This is a genomic window from Hyphomonas sp., assembly GCF_022844445.1.
Lineage (GTDB): Bacteria > Pseudomonadota > Alphaproteobacteria > Caulobacterales > Hyphomonadaceae > Hyphomonas.
Genome location: NZ_JALHLS010000004.1, coordinates 66,529 through 92,676 on the forward strand (window position 1 = coordinate 66,529; position 26,148 = coordinate 92,676).

General features: G+C 63.5%; 25 protein-coding genes. 18 read left to right on the plus strand and 7 right to left on the minus strand.

The annotated features are described in order from the left end of the window. Nucleotides 1–18: 18 nt before the first annotated feature. Nucleotides 19–2,211: a catalase/peroxidase HPI gene (katG, locus tag Q0C17_RS06180; protein WP_291202945.1), complete on the minus strand. Its 2,193-nt coding sequence runs from the start codon at nucleotides 2,209–2,211 to the stop codon at nucleotides 19–21. Nucleotides 2,212–2,472: 261 nt separating this feature from the next. Here katG and Q0C17_RS06185 point away from each other — a divergent pair, with 261 nt between their 5' ends. From Q0C17_RS06185 to Q0C17_RS06205, 5 genes are all read left to right on the plus strand, one after another. Then, on the plus strand, nucleotides 2,473–3,786 hold the full coding sequence (locus tag Q0C17_RS06185; RefSeq protein ID WP_291202948.1) for a lipopolysaccharide biosynthesis protein: 1,314 nt from the start codon (nucleotides 2,473–2,475) through the stop codon (nucleotides 3,784–3,786). 248 nt (nucleotides 3,787–4,034) lie between these two features. Then, nucleotides 4,035–5,774, plus strand: coding sequence for a fatty acyl-AMP ligase (locus Q0C17_RS06190; RefSeq protein WP_291202951.1), 1,740 nt, complete (start codon nucleotides 4,035–4,037; stop codon nucleotides 5,772–5,774). Nucleotides 5,775–5,792: 18 nt separating this feature from the next. Further along, nucleotides 5,793–6,761 (plus strand): NAD(P)-dependent oxidoreductase, encoded by a 969-nt coding sequence (locus Q0C17_RS06195; RefSeq protein WP_291202954.1) that lies wholly within the window; start codon nucleotides 5,793–5,795, stop codon nucleotides 6,759–6,761. Next, complete coding sequence (locus Q0C17_RS06200; protein ID WP_291202957.1) at nucleotides 6,758–7,006, plus strand: acyl carrier protein; 249 nt, start codon at nucleotides 6,758–6,760, stop codon at nucleotides 7,004–7,006. Before Q0C17_RS06195 ends, Q0C17_RS06200 begins: the two co-directional genes overlap by 4 nt. Beyond that, entirely contained in the window at nucleotides 6,999–8,195 is a 1,197-nt protein-coding gene (locus Q0C17_RS06205; protein WP_291202960.1) for a pyridoxal phosphate-dependent aminotransferase family protein, read from the plus strand. Before Q0C17_RS06200 ends, Q0C17_RS06205 begins: the two co-directional genes overlap by 8 nt. A 12-nt stretch (nucleotides 8,196–8,207) precedes the next feature. On the opposite strand, the gene Q0C17_RS06210 is transcribed toward Q0C17_RS06205, so the two are convergent. From Q0C17_RS06210 to Q0C17_RS06225, 4 genes are read right to left on the minus strand one after another with little or no spacing between them, the layout of a single operon-like run. Further along, on the minus strand, nucleotides 8,208–9,125 hold the full coding sequence (locus Q0C17_RS06210; RefSeq protein WP_291202963.1) for a hypothetical protein: 918 nt from the start codon (nucleotides 9,123–9,125) through the stop codon (nucleotides 8,208–8,210). Further along, complete coding sequence (locus Q0C17_RS06215; protein WP_291202966.1) at nucleotides 9,122–10,087, minus strand: diacylglycerol kinase family protein; 966 nt, start codon at nucleotides 10,085–10,087, stop codon at nucleotides 9,122–9,124. Before Q0C17_RS06215 ends, Q0C17_RS06210 begins: the two co-directional genes overlap by 4 nt. Then, nucleotides 10,084–11,136, minus strand: a complete 1,053-nt coding sequence (locus Q0C17_RS06220) for an LptF/LptG family permease (RefSeq protein WP_291202969.1) — start codon at nucleotides 11,134–11,136, stop codon at nucleotides 10,084–10,086. The genes Q0C17_RS06215 and Q0C17_RS06220 overlap by 4 nt, the downstream gene beginning before the upstream one ends. Next, a complete protein-coding gene (locus Q0C17_RS06225; protein ID WP_291202972.1) occupies nucleotides 11,133–12,314 on the minus strand; it encodes an LptF/LptG family permease in 1,182 nt (393 codons plus the stop codon). The genes Q0C17_RS06220 and Q0C17_RS06225 overlap by 4 nt, the downstream gene beginning before the upstream one ends. A gap of 180 nt (nucleotides 12,315–12,494) precedes the next feature. On the opposite strand from Q0C17_RS06225, the gene Q0C17_RS06230 reads away from it, so the two are divergent. Genes Q0C17_RS06230 through Q0C17_RS06240 form a run of 3 tightly spaced genes read left to right on the plus strand, consistent with a single transcriptional unit; the run spans nucleotide 12,495 to nucleotide 14,913 of the window. Then, entirely contained in the window at nucleotides 12,495–12,947 is a 453-nt protein-coding gene (locus Q0C17_RS06230) for a DUF2141 domain-containing protein (RefSeq protein WP_291202975.1), read from the plus strand. Beyond that, the gene (locus Q0C17_RS06235; protein WP_291202977.1) at nucleotides 12,944–14,122 is read left to right on the plus strand and encodes a hypothetical protein; all 1,179 of its coding nucleotides are present in this window, start codon (nucleotides 12,944–12,946) and stop codon (nucleotides 14,120–14,122) included. The genes Q0C17_RS06230 and Q0C17_RS06235 overlap by 4 nt, the downstream gene beginning before the upstream one ends. Beyond that, a complete protein-coding gene (locus Q0C17_RS06240) occupies nucleotides 14,119–14,913 on the plus strand; it encodes a nucleotidyltransferase family protein (protein WP_291202980.1) in 795 nt (264 codons plus the stop codon). The genes Q0C17_RS06235 and Q0C17_RS06240 overlap by 4 nt, the downstream gene beginning before the upstream one ends. Nucleotides 14,914–14,930: 17 nt before the next feature. Here the strand turns inward: Q0C17_RS06240 and Q0C17_RS06245 are convergent, their stop codons facing one another. Next, the gene (locus Q0C17_RS06245; RefSeq protein WP_291202983.1) at nucleotides 14,931–15,371 is read right to left on the minus strand and encodes an HIT domain-containing protein; all 441 of its coding nucleotides are present in this window, start codon (nucleotides 15,369–15,371) and stop codon (nucleotides 14,931–14,933) included. Nucleotides 15,372–15,433: 62 nt separating this feature from the next. Here Q0C17_RS06245 and Q0C17_RS06250 point away from each other — a divergent pair, with 62 nt between their 5' ends. The 10 genes from Q0C17_RS06250 to Q0C17_RS06295 all read left to right on the plus strand — a co-directional run bounded on the left by Q0C17_RS06250 (nucleotide 15,434) and on the right by Q0C17_RS06295 (nucleotide 24,626). Continuing rightward, complete coding sequence (locus Q0C17_RS06250) at nucleotides 15,434–16,573, plus strand: CDP-alcohol phosphatidyltransferase family protein (RefSeq protein WP_291202986.1); 1,140 nt, start codon at nucleotides 15,434–15,436, stop codon at nucleotides 16,571–16,573. A gap of 5 nt (nucleotides 16,574–16,578) precedes the next feature. Then, a complete protein-coding gene (locus Q0C17_RS06255; protein ID WP_291202989.1) occupies nucleotides 16,579–17,268 on the plus strand; it encodes an HAD-IB family hydrolase in 690 nt (229 codons plus the stop codon). Further along, nucleotides 17,265–17,984, plus strand: coding sequence for a phosphocholine cytidylyltransferase family protein (locus Q0C17_RS06260; protein WP_291202992.1), 720 nt, complete (start codon nucleotides 17,265–17,267; stop codon nucleotides 17,982–17,984). The genes Q0C17_RS06255 and Q0C17_RS06260 overlap by 4 nt, the downstream gene beginning before the upstream one ends. Nucleotides 17,985–17,992: 8 nt before the next feature. Continuing rightward, nucleotides 17,993–19,090 carry a hypothetical protein gene (locus Q0C17_RS06265; protein ID WP_291202995.1) on the plus strand — a complete coding sequence of 366 codons (1,098 nt, stop codon included), beginning with the start codon at nucleotides 17,993–17,995 and terminating at the stop codon, nucleotides 19,088–19,090. A gap of 145 nt (nucleotides 19,091–19,235) precedes the next feature. Beyond that, nucleotides 19,236–19,472: a hypothetical protein gene (locus Q0C17_RS06270; RefSeq protein WP_291202998.1), complete on the plus strand. Its 237-nt coding sequence runs from the start codon at nucleotides 19,236–19,238 to the stop codon at nucleotides 19,470–19,472. A gap of 2 nt (nucleotides 19,473–19,474) precedes the next feature. Then, a complete protein-coding gene (locus Q0C17_RS06275; protein WP_291203000.1) occupies nucleotides 19,475–19,714 on the plus strand; it encodes a hypothetical protein in 240 nt (79 codons plus the stop codon). A gap of 29 nt (nucleotides 19,715–19,743) precedes the next feature. Further along, entirely contained in the window at nucleotides 19,744–21,441 is a 1,698-nt protein-coding gene (locus Q0C17_RS06280) for an amidohydrolase family protein (protein WP_291203003.1), read from the plus strand. Beyond that, complete coding sequence (locus tag Q0C17_RS06285) at nucleotides 21,438–22,397, plus strand: alpha/beta hydrolase (RefSeq protein WP_291203006.1); 960 nt, start codon at nucleotides 21,438–21,440, stop codon at nucleotides 22,395–22,397. The genes Q0C17_RS06280 and Q0C17_RS06285 overlap by 4 nt, the downstream gene beginning before the upstream one ends. A 13-nt stretch (nucleotides 22,398–22,410) precedes the next feature. Then, nucleotides 22,411–23,940 (plus strand): FAD-dependent oxidoreductase, encoded by a 1,530-nt coding sequence (locus Q0C17_RS06290; protein ID WP_291203008.1) that lies wholly within the window; start codon nucleotides 22,411–22,413, stop codon nucleotides 23,938–23,940. A gap of 8 nt (nucleotides 23,941–23,948) precedes the next feature. After that, nucleotides 23,949–24,626 (plus strand): helix-turn-helix domain-containing protein, encoded by a 678-nt coding sequence (locus tag Q0C17_RS06295; RefSeq protein WP_291203011.1) that lies wholly within the window; start codon nucleotides 23,949–23,951, stop codon nucleotides 24,624–24,626. A 202-nt stretch (nucleotides 24,627–24,828) separates the two neighbouring features. Here Q0C17_RS06295 and Q0C17_RS06300 read toward each other — a convergent pair whose 3' ends face one another. After that, complete coding sequence (locus Q0C17_RS06300) at nucleotides 24,829–26,142, minus strand: sensor histidine kinase (RefSeq protein WP_291203015.1); 1,314 nt, start codon at nucleotides 26,140–26,142, stop codon at nucleotides 24,829–24,831. Nucleotides 26,143–26,148 lie beyond the last annotated feature (6 nt).

Consider the following 26,148-nt stretch of genomic DNA (forward strand, 5'->3'; position numbering starts at 1 on the left):
CTACAGTGTCAGAGGCGCTTAGCCGAGGTCGGTTCGACCCAGGTTCATCACTTTCGTCCAGGCCGCGACGAAGTCGTTGACGAACTTCGTTTGGCTGTCGTTCTGACCATACACTTCCGAAAGCGCACGCAGTTGCGAGTGCGAACCGAAGATGAGATCGACGCGCGTGGCCGTCCACTTCACCTGGCCCGACTTGCGGTCGCGGCCTTCGTAGACGCCTTCGGAAGCCGGAGCCCAGACGGTGCCCATGTCGAGCAGGTTGACGAAGAAATCGTTGGTCAACGTGCCCGGACGCGCGGTCAGTACACCGTGCTTCGACTTTCCGGTATTGGCGTCGAGGGCGCGCATGCCGCCGACCAGGACCGTCATTTCCGGCGCGGTGAGCGTCAGAAGCTGAGCGCGGTCGACCAGAAGTTCCTCGGCATTGCGCTGAATGCCCTTGCGAAGGTAGTTGCGGAAACCGTCATAGGTCGGCTCCAGAGGCGCAAACGAGTCCGCATCCGTTTGCTCAGCGGTCGCATCCGTGCGTCCAGGTTTGAAAGGCACCTTGACTTTCTGCGCAGCGGCGGCCGCTTCGATGCCAGCGTTGCCGCCGAGCACGATCAGGTCTGCGAGCGAGACCTTTTTCTTGCCGCCGGCGCCTGCGTTGAACTCTTTTTGAATGCCCTCGAGGGTCGAGAGCACCTTGGCGAGTTCGGCAGGCTGGTTGACGTCCCAATCCTTTTGCGGCGCAAGACGGATGCGGGCGCCATTGGTTCCGCCGCGCTTGTCGCCGCCGCGGAAGGTTGCCGCTGAGGCCCAGGCGGTGTTGACCAGTTGCGAGACCGACAGACCCGTACCGAGGATTTTCGCCTTCAGGACTTCGGCATCCGCGTCGGTGATCAGTTCATGATCCACCGCCGGAACCGGGTCCTGCCAGATGAGGTCTTCGCCCGGAACTTCCGGCCCGAGATAGAGAGCTTTCGGTCCCATGTCGCGGTGGGTGAGCTTGAACCAGGCGCGTGCAAACGCGTCAGCAAACTCCTGCGGGTTCTGGTGGAAGCGGCGCGAGATCTTTTCGTAGATCGGGTCGAAACGAAGCGACAGGTCGGCCGTTGTCATCATCGGCGCGTGCTTCTTGGACGGATCGTGTGCATCCGGGATCATGTCCTCCGGACGCACGTTCTTCGCTCGCCACTGGTGGGCGCCCGCCGGGCTCTTCACCAGTTCCCACTCATAGCGGAACAGGACGTCGAAATAGCCGTTGTCCCATTTCGTCGGGTTCGGCTTCCACGCGCCCTCGATGCCGCTCGTGATCGTGTCACCAGCCTTACCCGAGCCATGCTTGCTGAGCCAGCCGAAGCCCATGGTCTCGATCGGCGCGCCTTCCGGCTCCGGGCCGACCAGAGCGGCATCCCCGGCGCCGTGGGCCTTGCCGAAGGTGTGACCACCGGCGACGAGCGCAACGGTCTCTTCGTCATTCATGGCCATGCGGGCGAAGGTCTCACGCACGTCGCGACCGGACGCAACCGGATCGGGATTACCGTCCGGACCCTGCGGATTCACGTAGATGAGGCCCATCTGCACAGCGGCAAGCGGGTTAGCGAGGTCACGCTCACCCGAGTAGCGGCTGTTCGGCTTGTCGCTGGTGGCGAGCCATTCGGTTTCAGCGCCCCAGAACACGTCCTCTTCCGGCTCCCAGACATCCGCGCGGCCACCGCCGAATCCGAACGTCTTGAAGCCCATCGATTCGAGGGCGACGTTGCCGGTCAAAACGAACAGGTCGGCCCAGGAAATCTGGTTGCCGTACTTCTGCTTGATCGGCCACAGCAGGCGGCGCGCTTTGTCGAGGTTGCCATTGTCCGGCCAGCTGTTCAGCGGAGCGAAGCGTTGCTGGCCCGTGCCGGCGCCCCCACGGCCGTCGCCTACCCGGTAGGTGCCCGCAGCGTGCCAGGCCATGCGGATGAAGAGGCCGCCGTAATGGCCCCAGTCTGCCGGCCACCAGGCCTGGGAGTCCGTCATCAGCGCCTGCAGGTCTTTCTTCAGCGCCTGATAGTCGAGCTTCTTGAAGGCCTCGGCATATTCGAACGCCGGTCCCATCGGATTGGACAGAGCCGAGTTCTGGTGAAGGATTTTGAGGCTCAGCTGGTTCGGCCACCAGCCGGCATTGGTCGGCGCCGACGCGTTGGTCACACTGCCATGCATGACAGGGCACTTGGCTTCAGTACTCATGTGTTCTCCGATTTTGGTGAGATGGGGGGAATCTGTACCGTCAGCCTCGCCCCTGACGGACCATAGATCAAATAGATTTTTGGGCATCGAGCTATAGGATATACCACTAGCTTGTGACCTGAAGTGCGGTTGCCGCAGGGCCCGGCGTGTATGCGGCATTTTTCCCGAGCCGGGACACTTGCCCCGTTGCCACCCGGCAGGAGTTCAGGTGAATGACGAACAGTTCACCCGAACGCGGGCGAGCAGCAGGGAACCCGCCGATTGACCGAACAGCCCAGCCAACCCGAAGGGCCGATCAAGCGCGCCATTCGCAACGCGGGCTGGCTGCTGGCCGGCAAGGGCATCGGCGGCGTGTTCAGCCTGATCTATCTCGCGCTCGCTGCCCGCAGCCTTGGTGCTGAAAGTTTCGGCATTTTCGCGCTGATCCTTTCCTACGGTCAGGCAGTCGCTAATCTCGCGCAGTTCCAGTCCTGGCAGACCGTCGTGCGCTACGGTGCCATCCATGATGCGGGAAAGGCACATGACAAGCTTCGCCGGATCATCCTCTTCTCCGCCCTGCTCGACTTCGGCGCAGCCATTACCGGCGCGCTGCTGGCCGTGGCAGGTGTCTACCTTTTCGGCGCTCAGTTCGGCTGGTCGAAGGCGCAACAAGACATCGCCGTATTGTTCAGCCTTTCCCTGCTCTTCGGCCTTCGCGGCGCACCGACTGGCATCCTCCGTCTCTTTGATCGGTTCGACATCGCTGCCTATGCCGAGACGGTCCTGCCCGCGATGCGCCTGGTCGGCGCCGTAGCCGCCTGGCTGACCGGCGCCTCCATCGCGGGTTACCTCGCCGCATGGGCCGTCGCCGAACTGGTCACCACGATAGCTATGTGGTGGGCCAGCGCCCGCGAAATCCGCCGGCGCTACCGCGACCCGATCCCCGGCCCCTTCCTGCGCGGTGTCGTCGCCGAAAACGAAGGCCTGTGGAAATTCGCCTGGACAACCAACTTCACCACCTCCCTGAACCTCGTCTGGAAGCAGTTTCCCGTCCTCGCCGTCGGCTGGGCTGTAGATGCTGTCGCAGCCGGCGGCTTCCGGATCGCAACCCAGCTCACGGGCGCCCTCAACAAGCCCACCATTGCCCTGGCCCGCGCCGTTTATCCCGAGTTCGCCAAACTGGCGGTTACCGGCCATGCGGAGATCCGCCGGGCCGTCGGCCGGGCCTGCCTGATCGGAGGTCTCGCCGGTCTGGTCGCCCTTGCAGTAGTGGTTCTGCTTGGCAAACCGGCGCTGCAGCTCATCGGCGGAGACGCCTATCTCTTTGTCTATCCCGTACTACTCGTCCTTGCACTCGCCGCCGCTTTCGAATTGTCAGGCGTGGCGATCGAGCCGGCGCTGGTCGCCATCGGCCGTCCCGGTCAGGTCCTGCTCGTTCGCGCGGTCGTCGCCGCCCTCTACGTCGCAATCCTGATATGGCTGGTCCAGGCCGAAGGTTCGATGGGCGCCGCAATCGCGACGGCCGCCACATCGCTGCTTCTGGTCGCGCTGCTCTACGCGGTGTTCCGGAAAACTGTCAGTAAAACAGCAGATTAACAACGCGGGCCGCAACCGGGGAACCGACTAGGCGCAAGCGCTTCCATCAAAGCGAACCTGTGATTTCTGCAGTCGCCCTGGCGGAAACCCGCCCGACTGTAGTGATAACGACACCAAAGTGTCCAAAACGTAATCGTTATGCACGAGTTCACTTGACGATATGTGTCATTCGCGTGAATTCGTTGGTTCATGCTGGCCGAATGCGGCGTGTCGCCAGCTTTTTTGAGTGAGATCGGGGGCAGTACATTTTGGTACCAACCGTAACGACGGCCGGGACAAGTCCCCGCTTGGGATCATTCGAGTCAGCGTGTGACGCGCTGGATTACGCAGCCAAAGGGCTGACGGGCATCAATTTTTATGGCGCGGACGGCCGACTGGTCTCCAGCCTCCCCTACAAGGACCTGCGCAGCCGCGCGGTCACCATGGCAGGCCGGCTCGCCGCCGCTTTCCCGCGGCAATCCCGACTGGGCCTGGTCGCCGAAACGTCTCCCGACTTCCTTGTGGCCTTCATGGCCTGCCAGTATTCGGGCATCGTTCCGGCACCCCTGAGCCTCCCCGCTGCTTTCGGCGGGCGCCAGACCTACGAATGGCAGGTCAACAAGATGGTTCGCCGCGCCGGCCTTGCGGCTGTCCTTGCGCCTGCAGCCCTTCGCGACATCCTCATCTCAGCCGTCGCACCGGAAGGCATTCCGGTGCTGGACCTGTCCGGTTCGGACCTGCCCGCCGAGTCGGTGACAGCCATCCCCCATCAGGCAAACGAGGTGTCCTACATCCAGTTCTCTTCCGGCAGCACCAGTGAGCCCAAGGGTATTGTCGCCACGCAGGCGAGCCTCTCGGCCAACTGCCGCGCCATCATCCAGGAAGGCCTGCAGGTTCGCGAAGGCGACCGCGCCGTATCCTGGCTGCCGCTGTATCATGACATGGGCCTCGTCGGGTTCTTCATCGCCCCGATGTATTCGCAGTTGTCGATCGACCTGCTCTCGCCCACCGACTTTGCCCGCCGCCCGGGCACCTGGCTGAAACTGATCAGCGAGAACAAGGGCACGCTCTCCTACAGCCCCAGCTTTGGTTACGAACTCTGCGTGCGCCGCCATCGCGGTGAAGCGCTCGACCTGTCGAGCTGGCGCGCCGCCGGCATTGGCGGCGACATGGTTCGCAACGACGCCCTGAACGAGTTTTCCGAGACCTTTTCACCGTCTGGCTTCAACCCGTCTGCCTTCGTCCCGAGCTACGGTCTCGCCGAGTCGACCCTTGCCGTTGCGTTCGCGCCGCTCGACGCCGGCCTGCGCACCGACCGTATCGATCTCGGCAGGATGCAAAGCTCCGACCGCGCCGTGCCGGCTTCCGATCTGACGCGCGACGGCGGCGACCGCACCTTCGTCGCCTGCGGCCGCCCGCTTGCCTCGATGGAACTCAAGATTGCCGACGCGCATGGCCATGAACTCGAACATCGCCAGGTTGGCCGCATACTGGTTCGCGGCCCGTCGATCGCTGCCGGTTATTTCCGTGTCGGAGAACCGATCCAGCCACTGACGGATGCTGAAGGCTGGCTCGATACGGGCGACCTCGGCTACTGGCTCGAAGACGAAGTGGTCATCACGGGCCGCTCGAAGGACATGATCCTCTGGAACGGCCGGAACATCTGGCCGCAGGACATCGAATGGATTGCGCAGAAGGCCGGCGGCCGGTCCATCGCGCGCTCCGCCGCCTTTGAGACGCAGGACGATGCCGGCGCGCCCCGCATCGTCCTCCTCGCTGAATGCCGCGCCCGCGAACCGGAAATCCGCGAAGAACTGGTGCGCGATATTTCCGCCGCCGCCCGCGCCGCGACCGGTGTCCCGATCATGGTTGAATTGATCAGCATAAAGACATTGCCGGTCACCAGCTCCGGTAAACTCAGCCGCGCCGGCGCCCGGGCAGCTTACGTGTCCGGCGCCTGGTCAGACGATATGGGTGGCACCGCTGGTCTCGCCGCCATAGCGCCCTGACAAGAGCCATCTTACAGGATGGACGCCCGGCCCCGGATCGCGCTGACAGGAGCCACTGGATTCGTCGGGCAAGCCCTCTTGCCAATGCTGTTGGCTGAAGGCCACACCGTTCCCGCCCTTGCCCGCGCGCAGAAAAATCGTCAGCTCACTGAACAACCTGGACTCGACTGGATCAGCGGCAACCTGACAGACGCAGCCGCGCTGAAACAGCTCACGGAAGACGCCCGGGTCGTCATCCATCTCGCTGGCGTCACCAAGGCCCGGAACGCGGCCGAGTTCCACGCCGTCAATGCGCAACAGACGGCCGCGCTCGTCGCCATCGCGCGCGCCGCCGGTGTCAGCCACTTCGTCCACGTTTCGTCCCTGACCGCCTCGCGGCCGGACGTCTCCGCCTACGCCCGCTCCAAGGCGGACAGCGAGCGCCTCGCCCGCGATCAGGCGGGAGACATGCCGCTGACCATTGTCCGGGCGCCCGCGATCCTCGGTCCCGGCGATACCGCCACCCAGCCGGTCCTCTCGCTGCTCGCCGCAGGCCTCCTGCCAGTTCCGGGTGGGCGGCAGAGTGAGTTCCGCTTTTCCGTAATGGATGTGCTGGACCTTTCCCGTTACCTGCAAGCCCTCGCCGCCGCCCCCGCCGCCGGGTACCGCCTCCTCACGCCCGCCGGACACCTGAGCGTCAGCTGGAACGACCTTTCTGCCAGCGCGACCCGGGTGACGGGACGGCGCATCCGGAAAGTGCCTGTGGCGCCTTTCCTGATGCAGGGAGCGGGCTATCTCGCTGACTTCGCCGGACGGATCAGCGGCAACCCGCAGGTCTTTTCCAGCGGCAAGGTCAGGGAGCTGTTTTCAGGCGACTGGATCGCCGAAACCGGGATCGACTCCCCCCTGCCGCTGCATGAAACACTGGAACGGTGCCTTGCTCCGTTTCTGGCATCTGGTAGGCAGTCGCGAACCGGTGGCAGCGAAACGCACAGGAGTGAGACGTGAAACTGGATCAGGCATCCCTGTTTGAAGAGATTTCGAAGCTGCTGGCCGCCCATAGCAATACCGGCATCACGATTGTCCCGGAAACGCGCATCGGCGCCGATCTAGAGATCGATTCCGTCGAGATATTTGACATCGTGATGGAACTCGAAGACCTGTACGATATCAGTTTCCCGATCGAACAAGCCTCAAACATCGACACTGTCCGGGACCTTGTCGCAACCATCAGGCAGCTGGCCAATGTTTGACAGTGATTTGAAGAAAAAAGACATTTTCTCGAAGTTCGACAAGCTCGCCGAGCGTTTCCAGGCCGTCAAAGCGGCCGGAAAAACCCCTTTCGGCATGGTGTTCGAGGATATCCTCTCCCCCACCCGCGCGCTCGTCGGCGGCCGGGAAGTCATCCTTGCCGGCACCAACAACTATCTTGGCCTGACCTATTCCGAAGAGGTCAAGACCGCCGCCAAAAACGCCATAGACCAGCACGGCAGCGCCACGACCGGCAGCCGCCTCGCCAATGGCACCTTCTCGGAACATGTGCTGCTCGAAGAGGACCTGAAGGCTTATTTCGGCGCCCAGTCCGCCATCGTCTACACTACCGGCTACCAGGCCAACCTTGCAGCCATCAGCGCCCTTGTGGGGCGCGGCGATCACCTTTTGATCGACGCAGACAGCCATGCCTGCATCTATGATGGCTGCCGCCTTAGTGACGCTGAAACCATCCGCTTCCGCCACAATAGCCCCGAAGACCTCGCCAAGCGCCTCGCGCGACTGCCGGAAGAAGGTGCCCGCCTGGTTGTCGTCGAAGGTCTCTATTCAATGCTGGGCGATGTCGCCCCGATCGACGAGTTCGTGGCTGTCGCCCGCGAGCACGGCGCGCTGCTCTATGTCGATGAAGCGCACTCGGTTGGCTGCTACGGCGAACGCGGCCGCGGTATTGCGCAGGCGCAGGGGGTTCTGGATCAGGTTGACTTCCTTTCCGGCACCTTCTCCAAGAGCTTTGCCTCCATCGGCGGCTTCTGCGTCTCGCGCCATGTGGAGTTCGAATACACCCGCATCACGGCGCGGCCCTATCTTTTCACCGCATCTGGCTCGCCCTCGAACATGGCAGCGGCGCGCGCTGCGTTGAAACAGATCGAAACCGGTGTTGACCTTGGCAAGATCCTCTGGACCCGCGCGCACCAGCTGCATGCGGGCCTTATTGCTGCAGGCTTCATGCCTGCGTCAGGCCCAGGCCCGATCATCGCCATTCCGCGTCCGGACGAAATGACCGCCGTGCGCGAATGGAACCAGCTGATGGAAGCGGGCATCTACGTAAACCTCGCGGTTCCGCCCGCCACGCCACATGCAAAATCCTTGCTTCGTCTCAGCGTGTCTGCGGCCCACAGCGAGGACGAGATCAACCAGATCCTCGCCGCCTTCCGCAAGCTCAATAGCTGAAGCCTTCAGCGATCAGCGGAACGCGCCGGCCCGGTAGAGGCGCCAGGCGAGCATCGGCGCATTCAGCACCGGCCGCTTGCGTTCCTTCTCGGTGACTTCGAGCCGCACGCCGGAATGGCTCTCGATCTTCTCGAGAATATAGTCGAGCCCGGCATCGAAGGTCGCTGCGGCCTTCAGCACGCGCATCGCGCCCATCGGCTTGCCCACAATCTGCCGCGCTGTCCAACGTGCCCGCCCGAACATGCGGCTCAAACCCTCCGCCTCCGGAAGGGTTTCCGGAAACAGCAATGCAGACAGCCGCCGGTAGCGCGCTTCGAACCGTCCCACGATCTCCCGGGCCCTGGCGTCGGGCTTCTCGGGCCGCAATTCCGTCCGGTAGCTCGCCGCCAGTCCTCTGATCCATGGCTCCAGCGGGTCAAACGGGCGCTTTACCAGGGGGCGTGCTTCCTCACCGAGCTTCCGACACGCGAGCGCAAGCGTATCGATCAACGCCGTGTAAACCTCCGGATCGTCCGCGATAACCGTCGCGGGCTGCGCGAAACGCGCCCAGAGCATCGTCTCGAACGCGCCGCCGCGCGTGCGCCGGTGAAAGGCCTTCTCGGACACGATGGCATACTTGCTGCGCAGCCGGTTGCCCGCCTCGTCCTTGATCTCAAGAAAGTGGACACTCGGCGGAATCAGAAACGACGCCAGTTGCTTGAAGCCGGTCCCGTGAACGGCGCGGTAACTGCTGACGATGGCGTAGAAATCCAGCATCTTGTCCGACTGTTCGCCCTGCCGCAGCGCCGAGCCGTAGAACACAAGGCCGCGCACCGCGCCCGGATGGCGCGCGCGAATTGCGTCGGCCATCGCCATGGCCGCCTCGCTGACCGGCACCTGGTCATCGCGCACGATGGCGCGCAATCCGTCGATCACCACGTCGCGTGTCATCTGAGGAAACTGATCGGCTGGCTTACGCTGATCCTGATGCGTCCATCCGCCGGCGCGGGCAAGAGTTCGCCGTCCAGCACAACCGGGCCCGTATAGATCAGGTCCACACCATCGCTCCGGTGACTGGTCAAACCGTGCCGCACCATTTGCGGCCCCGTCCAGCCCGCCACGATCTTCAGGAAGGCGGCACGCAGCCCGCGTATCGGCCACTCTGCGTGGGTTACAGCGATCGGCGCATTGCCCTCACCCCAGAATGGCTTCAGCCGAAGGCTCAGCGACGGCAAGGTCGTCATCAGGCTCATCGCATGTTCGCCCTGCAGCCGGAATGACTTGCAGTTGGCCACCAGCGGACTGCCGCGCAGAAGCGGAAGACCGTCCTGGTCCAGATGGCTTTCCGGCGACAGGATAAACCGCATCGCCGCCTCACCGACTGCCCGCGAACCGCGGTCGCCCTCGCCCAGGATCTCACGCTGCGCGTACAGCATCACCCGCGCCAGGGATCCGGTCGACAGCAGCATCCCGATCGCCGACCTAGCCAGCGCCGCACTCTCGACCCGCAAGCCGGACTGGTAGACGCGCGCCACCGACGCGCTGTCATGGCGAAAGCGCGCGATGAACTCGACGATCTGTTCCGGCTCGTGCAGACGCAGCCCGCACACCTTGTAGGCGAGGTTGGTGCTGCCGCCCGGCAGGATGGCAAACTCAGGCAAGCCGTGGAACTTCGCCTGCAATGCAAAGCAGGCGGACAGCACCGCTTGCAACGTACCGTCGCCGCCCTCCACGAACACTGCCCGCACGCCGGCCTTCGCCAGCGCCGTCATCTGTTCATCCAGCCTGGAGAAGTCTTCCAGCCGAACCAGATGCGCGCCCGGGATCCCGGGCGCGGCCGCTTCGAGTACGGAGCCTTTGCGCTGGACGGTATGGCTATGGGGGTTGAAGACGAGCCCGGCAGGCGCGCTCATTTCCGTTCTTCCTTCTGCAGAGCCAGCCACACCCCAACCAGCATCAGTCCCACAGTCGGCAGCAATACGGCCGCCACCGCGCTGAAGTTCCCGTTCTCCGCCAACGTCTTCAGCACACCATCCACCACCATGAACGCAAAGCCTGCCGCCACACCGCTCGCCAGCGCCATGTCGCTGCTGTCACGGCGCCCATAAAGCTGCATGATTGGCACGGCGAGGATCAGGAATCCGAGACAGGTAAGCGGCAGCGACAACCGGTTCAGCGCCCACAGAAGATAGGCGCTCGACGGCCGGCTGCCTGAGCCGCGCATCTCATTGAACGTCAGAAGATCGGAGAATGACATGTCGCGCGGCTCGGTCAGCAGCTTGCCCAGGCTCGCCGGTGTTTGCGGGCTCGGCCAGAAATTGTCGGCCTGCATTTCCTGCCCGTCAAACCGTTGATGCCGCGCATCCGCCAATTGCCAGCCGCCCTTCACATGGCGGGCACTTTCCGCCGTCGTTATCGAAATCACGGCGCCGGTTTCATCGCGTTCGAAGATCGTGATCCCGGACAGCACGTCGTCCTGCAAACTCTGCAACTCTATCAGTCTCGGCCCGTCGGACAGCCATAGCCTTTCCGGCGTCTGGGTATCCTCCTGCATCGCCTCGCTACCCAGCCAGTTCTGTAACGCCGCGCTGGCTGGCGGGCTCGCCCGGTCAATCACCACCGCCGACACAACCCCCGCCAGGAATACGACCGGGATCAGCATGCGTATCTGCCCGAAGATCGACACACCTGCCGCCGAGATGATCACCAGTTCGTTGCGCCGGAACAGCGACGCATAGGTCAGCAGGACGGCCAGCAGCAGGGCAAACACGATCGTCCGGTCAAAGAGGATCGGCAGGCGCAGCCACATGTACCGCATCTGCCCGGCAAAGCCGGCGCCGTCTGGCAGCTTGTCGGCATTGCCAAGCGCATCGAGTACACCGAGCAGCGCCACCATCGCCAGTACCGCAATGACCAGCCGTTGCAGGAAGAGTATGGAGAGGTAGCGGTGAAGGTGTTTCATGACGACGCCGAAGCCCGTCCGCCTTCAGCCAGATAGGCCGCGCGCGTCTGCGCCCTGATCCGGGGGCCGCCGAACAACAACCGGCGGGTAGCAAGCCTCTGGAACAGGAGCAGCGCAGTGACCCCGACCATCCCGACAAATGGCCAGAACACGCTCCAGGCCGGTACGCCGCCTTCGCCGCTGATCGCCAGCAAGTATTCGAATACCTTCTGCACCCCGAGCAGGAACAGGATCCCCAGCACGACACCGCTCGACCTCGGAATGCGCCCGAGGTTAAGGCCGAGCACCACCGCGATCAGCGGCATCACCAGCAACAGCGCCGCCCGGCTTGTCCGGTCATGGAAGTCAGCTACTGCAACCTCCGGGCTGATGTTCGCGGCGCGCTCGCTTTGACCCACAGACAAAAGCTCGGGCAGAAACAACTCCCGCTCATCGCCGCCGCGCGGCCGGAAAGCCGTTTCGTCAGAGTTGATCGGCCAGGTCAGTTCGCCGAATTCCAGACGGTCGCCTTCGTCTATGGTGCCCTGTCGGCCAATGGTGCCGCCGGAACCCGCGTCGAGCGTGATGACCCATTTGCCGCGCTCCACTTCCGTGAGCCGGCCCGACCCGCCAGTCAGGAAAGTCCGCGAGCCATCCGGCCGGGTTTCGAGAATGAAGGTCTGCCCCAGCCGCCGGGTCGACGGCGCCACGCTGTCGGTCCAGACGATACGGCCATCGAACTGGACGAACTTGCTTTCCTGGAAGGCCGTGATGACCGACTCGTTCTGCATATTGTGCACGATCTGGCGGTAGCTGTAGCGCGACAGCGGCTGCAGAAAGCCGGAGATCAGCAACGACATCAGGGCCAGCATCGCCGCAAAGCCCACATAGGGCAGCACAATCCTGTAAAGCGACACGCCCGCTGCCATCAGGGCGACAATCTCGCCGGACCGGCTCAGCCGGTCGATCGTCACGATCATGGCAATCAGGAAGGCCCCGGGGATCGCAAGGTCCAGGTAATGGGGGATCAGGTTCGCCACCATGAGCGCGGCAGCCAATGCCGTGTTGGAGGAACCCGAGACGATTTCGATGATCCGTATCAGCCGTTCCAGCAGCAACAGGGCGATGGCCAGCACCGTCAGGCCCGCAAACAGGCCGACAAGGCTCCTGATCAGGTAACGATCCAGCTTGGCGATCATACCTGCTATTGCACCCCTTGGAACCAATCCGCCCCTGCTTTCAGCAGATCACGGCACCGAACGACTGAGCCCTTCCATTGATCCAGGCGCCGCCTTGGCATTACTGAGATGCAATCGTAAGCAATGTGTCACAATAGGAATATGTTGATGCGCGTTGGCAAGGCTCTGCTCATTTTATTTATGACACTGCCTGCAGCCAATCTGGCCGACGCACGGCCCAAACTGGACATCCGCCCCCATGAGGTTCCGGCCGTCTGTGGCAGCCAGTCCCCGCAGATCGAAGTCCTGGTCACCGGCGTCGAAGCCAAGGGGATTCTCACCGTAGAGTTGTATCGCCCCAGCAAGCACGATTTCCTGCGAAAGGCTTCTCGCGTCCAGCGGGTGCGCGTGCCGGCCGAGCACGAATCCCAGACAGTCTGCTTCAACCTCTCGGGTGCCGGGAAATACGCCCTCGCGGCCTACCATGACGTGAACGCAGACCGCGATCTCGCCCGCAAGTGGAACATGCTGCCGGCCGAGCCCTTTGCCCTCTCCAACAACAAGCCGCTCCGCCTGCGGATGCCGAGCTTCGAGGACGCCTCCTTCTCTGCCGGCGAAGACACGACCCGCGTCAGGCTGGAGCTCAAGCGATGAACGTACACGCCAGCCTGAACAAGCCATCAGACGCCGTGCTGTCGGTCCGTAAGGCCGGGTCGGCTGCAGACCGGAAGGCCTTCCTGGAAGTCCCGTACCGTGCCTACGGTCACCTCCCCGAATGGCGGGCGCCGCTGCGATTCGAACGCGCCGCGCAGATTGACCCCGCCCGTAACCCGGCCCTTGCCCGGATGACCTGCGAGATGATGCTCGCCCGGCGCGGTAACGAAGTCGTCGGCCGCATTGCCGCCTTCACAAACCCGGCGCACCTCACGCGGTACAATGACCAGACTGGCCATTTTGGTTTCCTGGATACTGTTTCGCCTGATCCCGAGGCCACCGCCGCCCTGATGCAGGCAGCAGAGGACTGGCTACGCGCGCGCGGCATGCAGAAGATCGCCGGCCCGTTCAATTTTTCGGTCAACGAGGAATGCGGGCTGCTGATCGAAGGCTTCGAGACGCCGCCCGTCATGATGATGCCCCATGGCCGGCCCGATTATGCGCCCACACTCGAAAGCCTCGGCTACGGGAAGGCGATGGACATGCACGCCTACAATATGCGCCTTGGCGAAGTCTACCAGGCACCCGAAGCACTCCGTAGGCTGACGAAAGCGTTTGCAAAGGATTCCACTCTCGAGATCCGAATGCTGAACACGCGCGATTACGAAAACGAGATCAAGCTGATCCTCGACATCTTCGACGATGCCTGGTCGCAGAACTGGGGCTTCGTTCCGTTCGGCAAGGACGAGATCACCCACCTGGCCAATGAACTGAAACCACTGATCCGGAAGGATGGCCTCTGGATCGGATCGATCGACGGCGAGCCCGCCTGCTTCACGCTTCTGCTGCCGAACCTGAATGAGGCCGTTGAAGGCCTCGACGGCCGCCTTCTCCCTTTCGGCTGGGCGCAGCTTCTGCACAGACTGAACATCAAGGGCACGCGTACGGCGCGACTGCCGCTGGCTGGCCTGCGCCGCAAATACCAGAAGACAAAACGCGGCCTTGTGACGATGGTTGCCGCCACCGACGCGGCGCTCGCCGCCCAGCATGCCCGCGGCGTGCGCGAAGTCGAAGCGTCCTGGATTCTCGAATCCAACCGGGATCTGGTTAACCTGATGTCGCTTTGGGATGCCCCGAAATACAAGACCTACCGCATCTACGGAAAATCCCTTTGAGCAAAGCTGTCGGCGCGCCAGCCGTGTCCGCGCTTGTGCTCGCGGGCGCACGTGCAAGCGGCGATCCGCTGTGTGCCGCCGAAGGCGTGGCGAGCAAGGCGCTGATCGACATACACGGCGAACCGATGCTCGCCCGTGTGCTCCGCGCCTTGAGTCACAGCCCTCTGGTGCGCCAGCCCGCCTTTGTCTCTGGCCTCGACGCACCGCTGCTGGAGCGGGCACGCGGCCACACTCCCGCCAGAACAGCAGCCTCGGTGGAAGGCGGCCCGGCTTCCAGCCTTCTCGGCGCACTTGAGCGGGACATCACCCTTCCCTTGCTCGTCACCACCTGCGACCACGCGCTCCTCACACCCGCCATGGTGGACCACTTTCTTGCCTCCGCCATTGCCGGCGGCGCAGACCTGACCATTGGCCTTGCAGGCCGCGACACGATCCATGCTGCCTATCCGGAAACGAAGCGCACCTACCTGAATTTCGGCGACGAGCCGCTTTCTGGCTGCAACCTGTTCTTCGTCGCGACACCTGCCGCCCTGAAGGTCATCGAGTTCTGGAAGTCCGCTGAGCAGGACCGAAAGAAGCCCTGGCGCATCGCCTGGCGCTTTGGCCTGCTCACGGGTCTGCGCATCCTGATCGGGCGCCCGGGCGTGCAGCGCGTGTTCGAACTCATTTCCGCCCGGATGCAAGCCCGTATCGGCGTCGTGAAGATGCCTTTCGCTGAAGCCGCCATCGACGTCGACTCGCCCGGCGACCTCGTGCTTGTCCGCAGCATCCTGTCAAAGCGGGCCGTCTGATGCGCGCTGCCGGGGCTTCAGTCGCGGGGCCGTGGCCAAGCTCGTCGCAACATGTCCGCCACCTTCGAGACGTCCGCCAACCGCTCCGAGGCCGCGAGGTTCGGCTGTCCGGGCCAACCCGGATCCGGATAGCTTTCGCCTTCGAAGACGGCGGGCGCCTTATAGCGCGGCAGAACATGGAAATGGACGTGCGGGTCCACCATCATCAGCATCAGGTAATTGATCTTGTCATTGCCGAAGGTCTTCACGGTCGTCGTCTCGACGTCCTCGACGACCTCGGCCAGCTCCGCGAATGCATTCGGCGGCAGCTCGGAAAAGGCGGTGGCCGGCCCATGCGCCAGAATCACCAGCGCGCCGAGCGTCGCCTGCTTGGGCCGCGCCTGGACACTCCAGTAGGAGTAGTCCGAAATCAGGGTCGCTGTCCCGCCAAAGGTTTCAAACGTTGCATTGCGTTGCATGACCTGCTTTCTCCCCGATCCATCAGTCCCGGTACAGTGACACTCTCAGGCTAATTTCCAGAATGACAACACCTTCCGTATCCGTCCGCCTTCTCGGGGACATTCCGTCCAAGCTATGGGGATTGGACCTCGCGGAGTGGCAGCGCAGGGCCTGGGTCAAGGCCAGTGCCGCCGGGGTCGACAATGCCAACGGCCGCTTGCTGCTGGGCACCGAATGGGTGCTCTCGCCTTCGCTCCAGCGCAACCTCCTCGCTCGCCCCGGCGCCGCTCTCCTCGCGCCCGCCACCGAAGGCAAGGGCGAACAGCTCGTCGCAGTCCATCTGCCAGAAGGCGCCGCCGCCGACGCGGTCCTCCCCCTCTTCGGCACGCCGCACGTTTTGCGCGCTGCCCTTGTCGACGCCGGCCTTGAGCCCGGCGACATGCACGACCTCGCCGACGCCTACAACAAGTCCCTCCGCAAGCGCGAAGTCCCTTACGCCCTCTCGATGCGTACCGAGCCTGCCATCGAGATCGAGCGCATCCTCTTCAAGGGCTCCTACAAGGGGGTCACCGACCTCGTCACCAAGTACGCCTGGCCGATCCCCGCCTTCCATGCGACCCGCTTCTGCGCCTGGCTGCGGATTTCACCGAACACAGTCACCACCGCCAGTCTCGGCTTCGTGATCCTCGCCTTCTGGCTTTTCTGGACCGGCCAATGGGCCGCCGGCATCGCCGCCGCCTGGATGATGACCTTCCTCGACACTGTCGACGGCAAGCTCGCCCGTACCACCATGACCTATTCCAGCTGGGGCAATATCTATGACCACGGCATCGACCTGATCCATCCGCCCTTCTGGTACTGGGCGATCTTCGTCGGCCTCGGCGTTACCGGCCCGCACAATGTCCCCCCGGAATGGCTGTCCGGTTCGCTCATCGTGATCCTCGCCGGATACGTTCTGAGCCGCATCGAGGAGGGCCTCTTCATACGCCTGTTCGGATTTCACATTCACGTCTGGCAGCCGGTAGACTCCTTTGTCCGCGAGATCACGGCGCGGCGAAACCCGAACATGGTGATCTTCATGCTCGCCGTAATCGCGGGCCAACCCGCCTGGGGCTTCGTCCTCGTGGCAGCCTGGACCGCCGCATGCCTGATCTTCCACGGCGTTCGCCTCCTGCAAGCCAAGATACAACCGGCAAAACCCGTTTCATGGCTCGAAGGCTGACACGGATGGCCGGCACCGCCATCTTCGACCTCGACCGCACGATCACCCGCGAGCCCACCTGGACGCGTTTCCTGATCTTCGTGAACAAGCGCCGCCTGGTCTTCTGGCTTGGCCTTCCGGTCCTTGCCCTCCACGGCCTGATCCACAAGCTAGGCCTGGCCAGCCGCGACTCGGTCAAGGTTCGCGCGCTCCGCTCGCTCACCTGGCTCAGCCGCGAACAGCTGAACGCCGCTGCCGACGCCTTCATCGCCCGGGACGTCGACACCGGACTCTTTCCCGGCGCTGTCGCCGCCATCCGCTGGCACGCCGCCCGGGGAGACCATATTGTCATCTGCACCGCGTCGGTAGACCTCTATGCCGACAAACTCGCCCGCGCCCTCGGTGTGCATCAGGTCATCGCCACCCGCCTCGACTGGACCGCTGATGCGCGCCACCCGCCGCCCCGCCTCTTCGGCGCCAACTGCTACGGCGCCGAAAAGCTGCGCCGGCTCGCCGAATTCAACTTCACCGGCCCCACCTACGCCTACAGCGACCATATCTCCGACCTCGGCATGCTGCTGCAGGCAGATCATGCGATTGCGGTTAACCCCTCGTCTGGTCTAAGACGCGCAGCGCAAATCCATTCTATCACCATTGCCGATTTCACATCGCCCGATGTCCGGTTCCTCGAAGTAAAAGGCCCGCGCCCTGCATGAAAGCCATCCTCCTGAGCGCAGGTCGGGGCTCCCGCCTTCTGCCCCTCACCGAGTCTATCCCGAAATGCCTGCTGCCTGTGCAGGGCACGACCCTGCTCGGCCACCAGCTGGACACGCTTGAGGCCGCCGGCATCCGCGAAGTCACCGTCGTCACCGGCTACATGCCCAGTCTGGTCGAAGCCGAACTTGCCCGCCGGACCGGCCCGCTGAAAGCTACACCCTTCTTCAACCCCTTCTTCCAGGTCTCCGACAATCTCGCCAGCTGCTGGATGGTCCGTGAACAGATGGACGGCGACTTTATGCTGATTAACGGTGACACGTTGTTCGAGCTGAATCTCCTGACTGCCGTGATCGACCACAGGGCCAGCCCCATCCAGGTGACCATCGACCAGAAAGACACCTACGACTCCGACGACATGAAGGTCACCCTCGACGGCACGAAGCTGCGCGCTATCGGAAAGACCCTGCCGCCCGACGTTACACATGCAGAATCCATAGGTATGCTGCGCTTCATGGGAGAAGGCGTCGGCCTCTTCCGCGGCAAGCTCGAACAGATGATGCGCACTCAGGACGGCGTCGCGTCCTGGTTCCTTAAGGCGATCGACGCCCTCGCCAACACAACCGAAGCGGTCGAGACTGTCCTCATCAAGGGCCATCGCTGGGCCGAAGTCGACACCGTCGGCGACTTTCACGCGCTGAAAGAGCACGGCTTTTGAGCGCGCCCATGACTGCAAAATCCCCCAGCGTTCTCGTCGCCGCGATTGGCGAGTCTCATCAGCTTCTTCATGTTCTTGGCCCGGCACGCGAGCTTCACAAGCTGGGTGTACGCACGCACCTCCTCGTCTCTACTCACTGGCATGAGCAGATCATCGCAGCCCATGCGCCCGAACTCTCCGGGCTGATCATCCGTACACCGCTCGTGTACACGGATCGGCCACTACACGTCTGCCCGCCGCGTGCACCAAATATATTCCTTTCACGAAACATCTTCGCCGCCTTCGATGGGGTCCTCACGCCTGAGCGCACGTCCACGATGCTGAAAACCCTGCTCGGCAAACGCTGTCCCAAGCTCATCCACATCCCTCACGGAACCGGAGACCGCGCCAAAAGCTTTGCCCGTCGGATCTCCGCCTTCGACCTGATCCTCACTGCAGGCGACAAGTATCGGGACGAATTCATTGCGCGCGGCATCGGGACACCCGAGAATTGCCACGTCGTCGGTTACACCAAGTTCGATGTCCTGGGAGATGCTCCACCCCGCTTCTTCGGCAACGACAATCCCATCGTCCTCTATAACCCACACTTCGACGATCCCCTGTCTTCCTGGCCGCTGATGGGCGAAGCGCTGGTGCGCGGCTTCGGCGAGCTCAGCGGATTCAACGTCATCATCGCGCCGCATGTCCGCATGCGCGGCAAGTCGCGCCGCCTGTTCGACCATCTCGCCGCAACCGCTGGGCGTCCGAACCTGCGCTTCGACGGTGGCAGCATCCACTCCATCAACATGGACTACACACGCGCCGCGGATATCTATGTCGGCGACATCAGCAGCCAGGTCTACGAGTTCCTCCAGACGCCCAAGCCGTGCGTGTTCGCCGATGCGCATGTCCGCGACTGGCACAACGATGTCCACTACAAGCACTGGTACTATGGCGAAGTCGGCCGCACGGCAGAGGAAGTAATCGCCTTCGTCAGAACGGCGATCGCGGACCACGCGCGGTTCCGTGGCGCCCAAACCGCCGGCTTCAACGCAACGATCTCCGGCGACCACCCGGAAGCCTCCGTCAACGCCGCCCGTCTGATTCGGGACTACCTCAACGCCTGATCCCCCGGCCCTGAGGCCGCACCGATTGCCGCTAGGTCATGCCCGGTCGGACGTTGCGTCATGCCCTTTTCAACCTTCGGAACCGCTTGTCGAAAATTTTGAAACGTGTTCTAATTTTACCTATAGACACGAGGAAACGCCGAAGATGCCCGCCGCAGAACTCTCGACCGTCCGCAAATCGATCCTGCCTCAGCGCGGCGACACCTGGGCGACCATTGCCGCCCGCTCCCTGCCCGGCACGCCGGAAGCCGAGGCGGTTTCTCAGCTGCAAAGCTGGAACTTGCACGTTTTCATGCGCGCTGCCGGCGTTGCAGGCGGCGTGCGCGGTACCAACCCCATACTGCCCAGCGACGTCATCTTCATCGAGGCGCCGCGCGCCTGACCATGAGCCACGCCACGATCAGCCATGTCCAGATCGCGGCCGCCCATGACGGCGAAGCCGAGCTGGTCGTGACGCTGTCGTTCGACAATGGCGGCCAGTCCCTCGTCGCACTCGACGAGTTTGCCGCCAGCACACTGCTCGCGTCCTGCGCCGCCGAGTCGGCCGATGGCCTGATTGGCGCAAGCTGGGAAAAAGTCCGCGACGCACTCGTCGCATCGTCCGGCCGATATGCCGGGACATGAATACATGAAATTTCTGGGAGAAACTTGAAATGTACGATCTGGTGATCAGGAACGGCCGCGTCGTCGACGGCTCCGGCATGCCCGCTTACAATGCCGATATTGCACTTAGTGGCAATCGCATCGCGAAGATCGGCCGCGTCTCGGAAAAGGGGCGCAAGGAAATCGACGCTGAAGGCAAGGTCGTCTCGCCCGGCTTCATTGATCCGCACACGCACTTTGACGCGCAACTTCTCTGGGATGGCTACGCAAAGCCTGCCCTCTCCCACGGCGTCACGACCATCGTGCCCGGCAATTGCTCCCTCTCCCTCGCGCCGCTGAAAACAGAGCACCGCATGAAGCTCGTGGGCATGTTCAACCAGATCGAAGAAATGCCCTACAAGGCCTTCAAGGAGGGCGTTGTCTGGGACTGGGAAACCTTCTCTGAGTACATTACACGCATCCGCAAGGGTCTCGCCATCAACGTCGCACCGCTCGTCGGCCACTCTGTCATCCGCCTCTGGGTAATGGGCGACGCCGCAATGGAGCGCACCGCAACGCCGGAAGAAATAGCCGCCATGCAGGGCGTCCTGCGTGAATGCCTCGATGCCGGCGCCATCGGCCTCTCTACCAGCTATGTGGACATGGACGAGAGGCTCCAGCCAGTCCCCAGCCGCTACGCCGATGCAGATGAAGTCGAAGCCTTCGCGAGCGTGCTGGGCGAGTATGGCCGCATCCTGCAAATCGTGCCGGAGTTCTACGACGCTGACCTCACCATCGCCCGTCTCGACCAGCTGGCCGAACTGTCGCTCAAGTACGCAATCCCGACCACCTTCTCGCCGCTCTTCGTGAACGCCGACAACGTCGACGCCGTCGACCGCGTCATGCGCCGCGTTGACGAACAGTTCGCCCGCGGCGCCCGCGTCTGGCCGCAGGTTCAGACGCGCCCCATCGACATCAGCTTCTGCTTTGCGGTGCCGAGCCTTCTCTTCATCCGCCTGCCGAGCTGGTACCGTATCATCCGCTTCGGCACGCCAGAGCAGATCGTCGCCGCCTTCAAGGACGCTGCGACCCGCGAGAAGCTCGTCGCCGAATCCGCCGTCTACGCCGCTCTCTGGCCGAACCTGCGCCTGCGCCTCGTGCAGACCGAAGCGAACAAGAAATATGTTGGCATGACCGTCGGCGAAATCGCCGCTGCACGCGCCACCACACCCATCGACGTGATGATCGACCTCTCCATTGAGGAAAATCTCGACGCCCACTTCCTGGCGGCCGACATGGGCCACAATTCTGACGAGCGCGTCGGCGCCCTCCTCAAGCACCCGCGCGTCCACATCGGCGCCAGTGACGGCGGCGCGCACATCCTGTCCTTCTCGACCTACGGCGACACGGGCTTCCTGTTTGCGCACTATGTCCGTGAGTTGAACTCGATGTCGATCGAATCCGCCGTCAAGAAGATCACCTCCGAAACTGCTGCCATCTGGGGCATTCCAGACCGCGGCCTCCTGCAGCAGGGCTACATCGCCGACATCGTGATCTTCGATCCGAAGACGATCAATCGCGGCGAAGAGAAGTATGTCCAGGACGTACCCGGCGATGGCAGTCGGTACATCCGCGACGCGATGGGCGTGGACACGGTCATCGTCGGCGGCGGCGTCGCCTGGACGGCGGTTGGCGGCTACAATGCCGAGACACGCGGCGCGATCCTGCCCGGCGAGACGCAAAGCACCCGCCCGCTGGTGGCCGCATGAGCTGGCCGGGCGTCACACAGCGCCGGGTTGCCACCAACGGAATCTCCCTGAACATCGCCGAGGCGGGCAAGGGCCCTCTTGTGCTGCTGCTGCATGGATTTCCAGAGTCATGGTATTCCTGGCGTCACCAGTTCGCGCCCCTCGCGGCGGCCGGCTACCACGTCGTCGCGCCCGACATGCGCGGCTATGGCAAGAGCGACAAGCCCGCCGAGATCGCGGCCTATTGCCAGTCCGAAGTCGTCAAGGACATCATCGAACTGATCCCGGCGCTCGGCTACGACAAGGCCATCGTCATCGGCCATGACTGGGGCGCGCCCACTGCCTGGGCCTGCGCGCTCAATCACCCGGACGTCGTTCGCGCCGTAGGCGGACTGTCGGTCCCCTTCATGCCCCGCTCGCCAGTACAGCCGATGCCGATGCTGCGCGAGATGTTCAAGGGCCAGTTCTTCTACCAGCTCTACTTCCAGGAACCCGGCGTCGCCGAAGCCGAGTTCGAGCGCGACATCCGCATGTGCCTGAAGAAATTCCTTGTGCTCGGCGGCGGCGAGACGGACCTCGCATCGCTTCCCGTAAAGGGGGAACACGACGATATGTTCTCGAACATGCCGGAACCGAAGAGCCTCCCAAAATGGCTGACCGAGGCAGACCTCGATTTTTTCGCCGGAGAGTTCTCCCGATCCGGCTTGCGCGGCCCGCTCAACTACTACCGCAACCACGACCTCTACTGGGAACTCACGAAAGACGCCCCGACCGAGATCCACCAGCCCGCCATGTACGTGGCCGGAACCAATGACGGCGTCGTGATGATGGCGGCTGCGGGCATCGAGATGATGCCGCACTTCGTGAAGGACTTGCGGCTTAACCGGATGATCCCCGGAATCGGGCACTGGACCCAGCAGGAAGCTCCCGAAGCCGTCAACGAAGCCATTCTGGAATTCCTCAAGCAGATCGATTGAACGGCCAAAGAACATGTCAAAGAGCGAAACAGTCATCGTCATTGGCGCCGGCATCGCCGGCCTCTGCACGGCCCTGATGCTGGCCCCAAGCGGGCGCGCGATCACGTTGCTCGAGCGTGACGGCCCCATCGAAAGCCAGGACCCGGACCAGCTATTCCGCGACTGGCGCCGCACCGGCGTTGGCCATGTCCGGCAGAGCCACGCCTTCCTCGCGCGCCTGCGCACCATCATGAAGGCCGAGCATCCGAAGCTCCTGGATCAGCTCAAGGCGCTTGGTGTCCGTGAACTGACATTCGACAACATGCTCACCCCGCCCCAGCAGGCACGCTACACCGCCCTGCCGCAGGACGAAGAACTGACCTTCATCACCAGCCGCCGCACGACGCTGGAGTTCGCCATGCGCCGCTATGTCGAAACGCTCGGCAACGTCACGCTGCGGTCCGGCTTCCTCGTCAAGCGCCTCGTTACCTCGAAAGCCGCTGACGGGGTCATCGACGTCTCCGGTGTCACCGGCGAACAGGACGGCGCCGAAGTCACGCTCACGGCGGACATCGTCGTCGACACCACCGGCAAGAGCGGCTTCACGTTCGACCAGCTGGTTGAGGAAGGCGCGAGTGTCCGCGAGGAAAAGGAGGATGCGGGCATCCTCTATTTCACCAAGCATTACCGCCTGAAACCCGGCCAGCCCGAACCCGACCGCAACGAGCACCCGCCCGCCAGCGGAGACCTCGGCTACCTGAAATACGGCGTCTTCCCGGGCGACAATGGCAACTTCTCCATCACCATCGCCCTGCCGGAAGTTGAACTCGAGCTGCGCAAGTCGATTCTCAATCCCGAGATCTTCCACCAGATCACGCTGAACCTGCCCGGCCTTCATCCTTGGACGAACGAGACCCGTTCCGAACCGACCAGCAAGGTCTTCGGCATGGGCGATCTTGTCAGCCGCTGGCGCGACATGGTGATCGACGGCAAGCCCGCCACGCGCGGCTACTTCGCCCTCGGCGACACGCTGATCCGCACCAATCCGCTCTATGGCCGCGGCTGCTCCTTCGCGGCCGTCGGGGCCCAGCAACTTCGCCGGACGCTCGATGAGACCGCCGACCCGACCCAGCGCGCCATCCTGCTACATCAGCGCCTCGCCGCCGAACTGCGCCCCTTCTATCTCACCCAGCGCCGGCAGGACCGCTCCGCCATCAAGCGCGCCCGCGAAACGCTCACGCCCGGATTCAAGCCGAAGTTCAAGGCCAGGCTGATGCAGAGCTTCGTCGATGACGGCATCCGCATCGCGGTGCGCTCCGATGTCCGCCTCCTGCGCGAGGCAATGCGCGGTTTCCACATGCTGGAACATCCCGACAAGTGGCTCGGGAAGCCAAACAATCTCGCCACAGTCCTTTACTACTGGGCACGCGGCAAGAAACTCAACGCCGCCGCCTATCCGCCGAGCGCCGGTCCTGAACGTCAAGAAATGATGCAGGCCCTGAAACTCGACTACAAGGCAGACCTGATCACCGCACCCGAAGAAGAAACCCGGCTCGCCGCATGACGGAGCCCATGACCCTCGCTGATGTCGGACGGCGCGAACAGGCGAAAGCCGATCGCCGTCAGAAGATCGTACGGGCCGCGCGCGACCTGATTCGTGAAACCGGCGACACGAACCTGTCCATGCGGATGATCGCCCAACGCGCCGAAGTCAGCGTCGCCACGCCCTACAATCTCTTCGGCTCGAAGCGCGCCGTCGTCATGGCAGTGCTGGAAGATGAGCGCGACTTCCTGCATCGCTTCAATTCGCTCAAAGTAGACAACGCCATCGACCGACTCTTCGAGGCCCACGCCCTCGGTGCCGGCTATTTCATTCAGGACCCGGACTTCTACCGCCCCCTCTGGAAAGCCCTGCTCGATACCAACGGAGAAGACAATACCGGTCTCGCCACGCCGGAGCGCCAGGAACAGACCCGCGCCGCCTGGCGCTGGCTGCTCACCTGCGCACAGGATGAAGGCCTCCTCGATCCCGGCATGCCGGTCGAAATCCTGGAGCGCACGCTGTCCCATCTCGGCAATGGCGTCATGCTGAGCTGGGCTATGGGCACGCTGCCGACCGAACACCTCCTGCCATCGGCCTCGCTCGGCTATGCCCTGATCCTGTCATCCGCGGCGACGCCCGCAGGCCGCCCCCTTCTCGACCGGCAGGTCAGCAAGCACCGTCTGGCCCTCGCCGCCGACGCTGGCTGAGCCGCCCAGGTCCCGAATAGATGCAGACCCGGCTGTAACCAACCAGATCACCGGCACCCGTCCCGCGTGCCAGAGCCACCTTGCCGGAGCGCGCATCCAGAATATCCAGGCCTTGGTGAACCAGAAGTCCGGTTCTATCCCTGCGGATCAGCGAAATGATCCAGCGCGCCTTCGATCTGCTCCGAACGGCGCCGCGCCGCCCCTACCAGCTGACCCGCACGCGCAGGCCCCCGAGATCAGACGTCTCCAGCTCCATAAGTCCGTCCGTAGCCTGAGCAAGGTCGTTGGCTATGGCGAGGCCAAGGCCGTGGCCGCCAGGGCGTTCGTCGGCGCGCTGGCCGCGCAGGATGACCTGATCACGTTCCGCCGTGCCGAGGCCGGGCCCGTCGTCCTCGATCACGAGCAGTCGACTGTCGGCGGTCACCCGTACCGTTGCGGCCGCGAAGCGGACGGCATTTTCGAGCACGGGGCCGGCGAGTTCGAGGAGCTGATCCCGCGAAATCGGCAACATGACGTCAGCCGGAACGACGAGATTGAAAGAGATGCGGCCGCCGCGTTCGGTGCGGCGCAGAACGCCGATCAGGGGCTCGAGCGCAGACCGGGCGAGGGTCGGCCCGCGGTCCTGACTGGCAGCGGTGCGGGCGCGCGAGAGTTCACGCTCAACTGTGTCGGTGGCGGCCTGGATGGAGCTTTCGAGGCCGTCGGCGAGATCTGTATTGCCGTCGCTGCGGACGCGGCGAGAGAGGGCGCGTAAGGCGGACAGAGGCGTTTTCAGTGCGTGTGCAAGGTTTGCCGCGCGTTCGGAAGCGGCGCGGAGATCACCTTCCCGGGCATCGGCGAGCTCGTTGATCTGTTCCGCGAGCGGACTGACTTCGGTGGCGAAGCGGCCGACATCAAGACGCGAGGCGGGGGAGTTCTTCAACTCACCGATCGAGCCTTCGATAACTTTGAGCGGGCTGAGACCGATGCGGACCTGGAGCCAGGCGGCGGCGCTGAGCGTGCCCCAGAGGAGTACCAGAAAGAGGCCGAGTTCGCGGGCAAACTCACTGCGCGCGTCAAGCAGGTCCTTCTCGTTGATCGCCACCTGCACGAGCGCAGGGGCGTCCTCGCCGTTTCGCTTCACCTTGCGGGAGATTTCAAGGACGCGCTGATCGAAAGGGCCATCGATGCGGCGACGGTGCCATTTGGTGCCATCGACTTCGAGCGGAAGCGCAAGCGAGTTATCCCACAGTGAACGCGACCGGACATAAACGTCGCCGCGCGTAACTTGCCAGTAGACGCCACTCGCCGGTTGATCGAAGCGCTGGTCACCGGAAGCTGCGGCATTCACGATCAGTCCGTCCGGCGTGAATGTCAGCTCACTGATCAGTTGCTGCCCGTGACGGATGAGATCGGCTTCTGTGTTTCGCTGGATGTGTCGCTCGAAGAGGAGGACCAGCGCAATCCAGCTAACGAAGAGCGCGACGGCAATCGCCGCAGCCGCGCCGAAGAGGAGCCGGAGCCGGAGCGAACGCACGGCCTG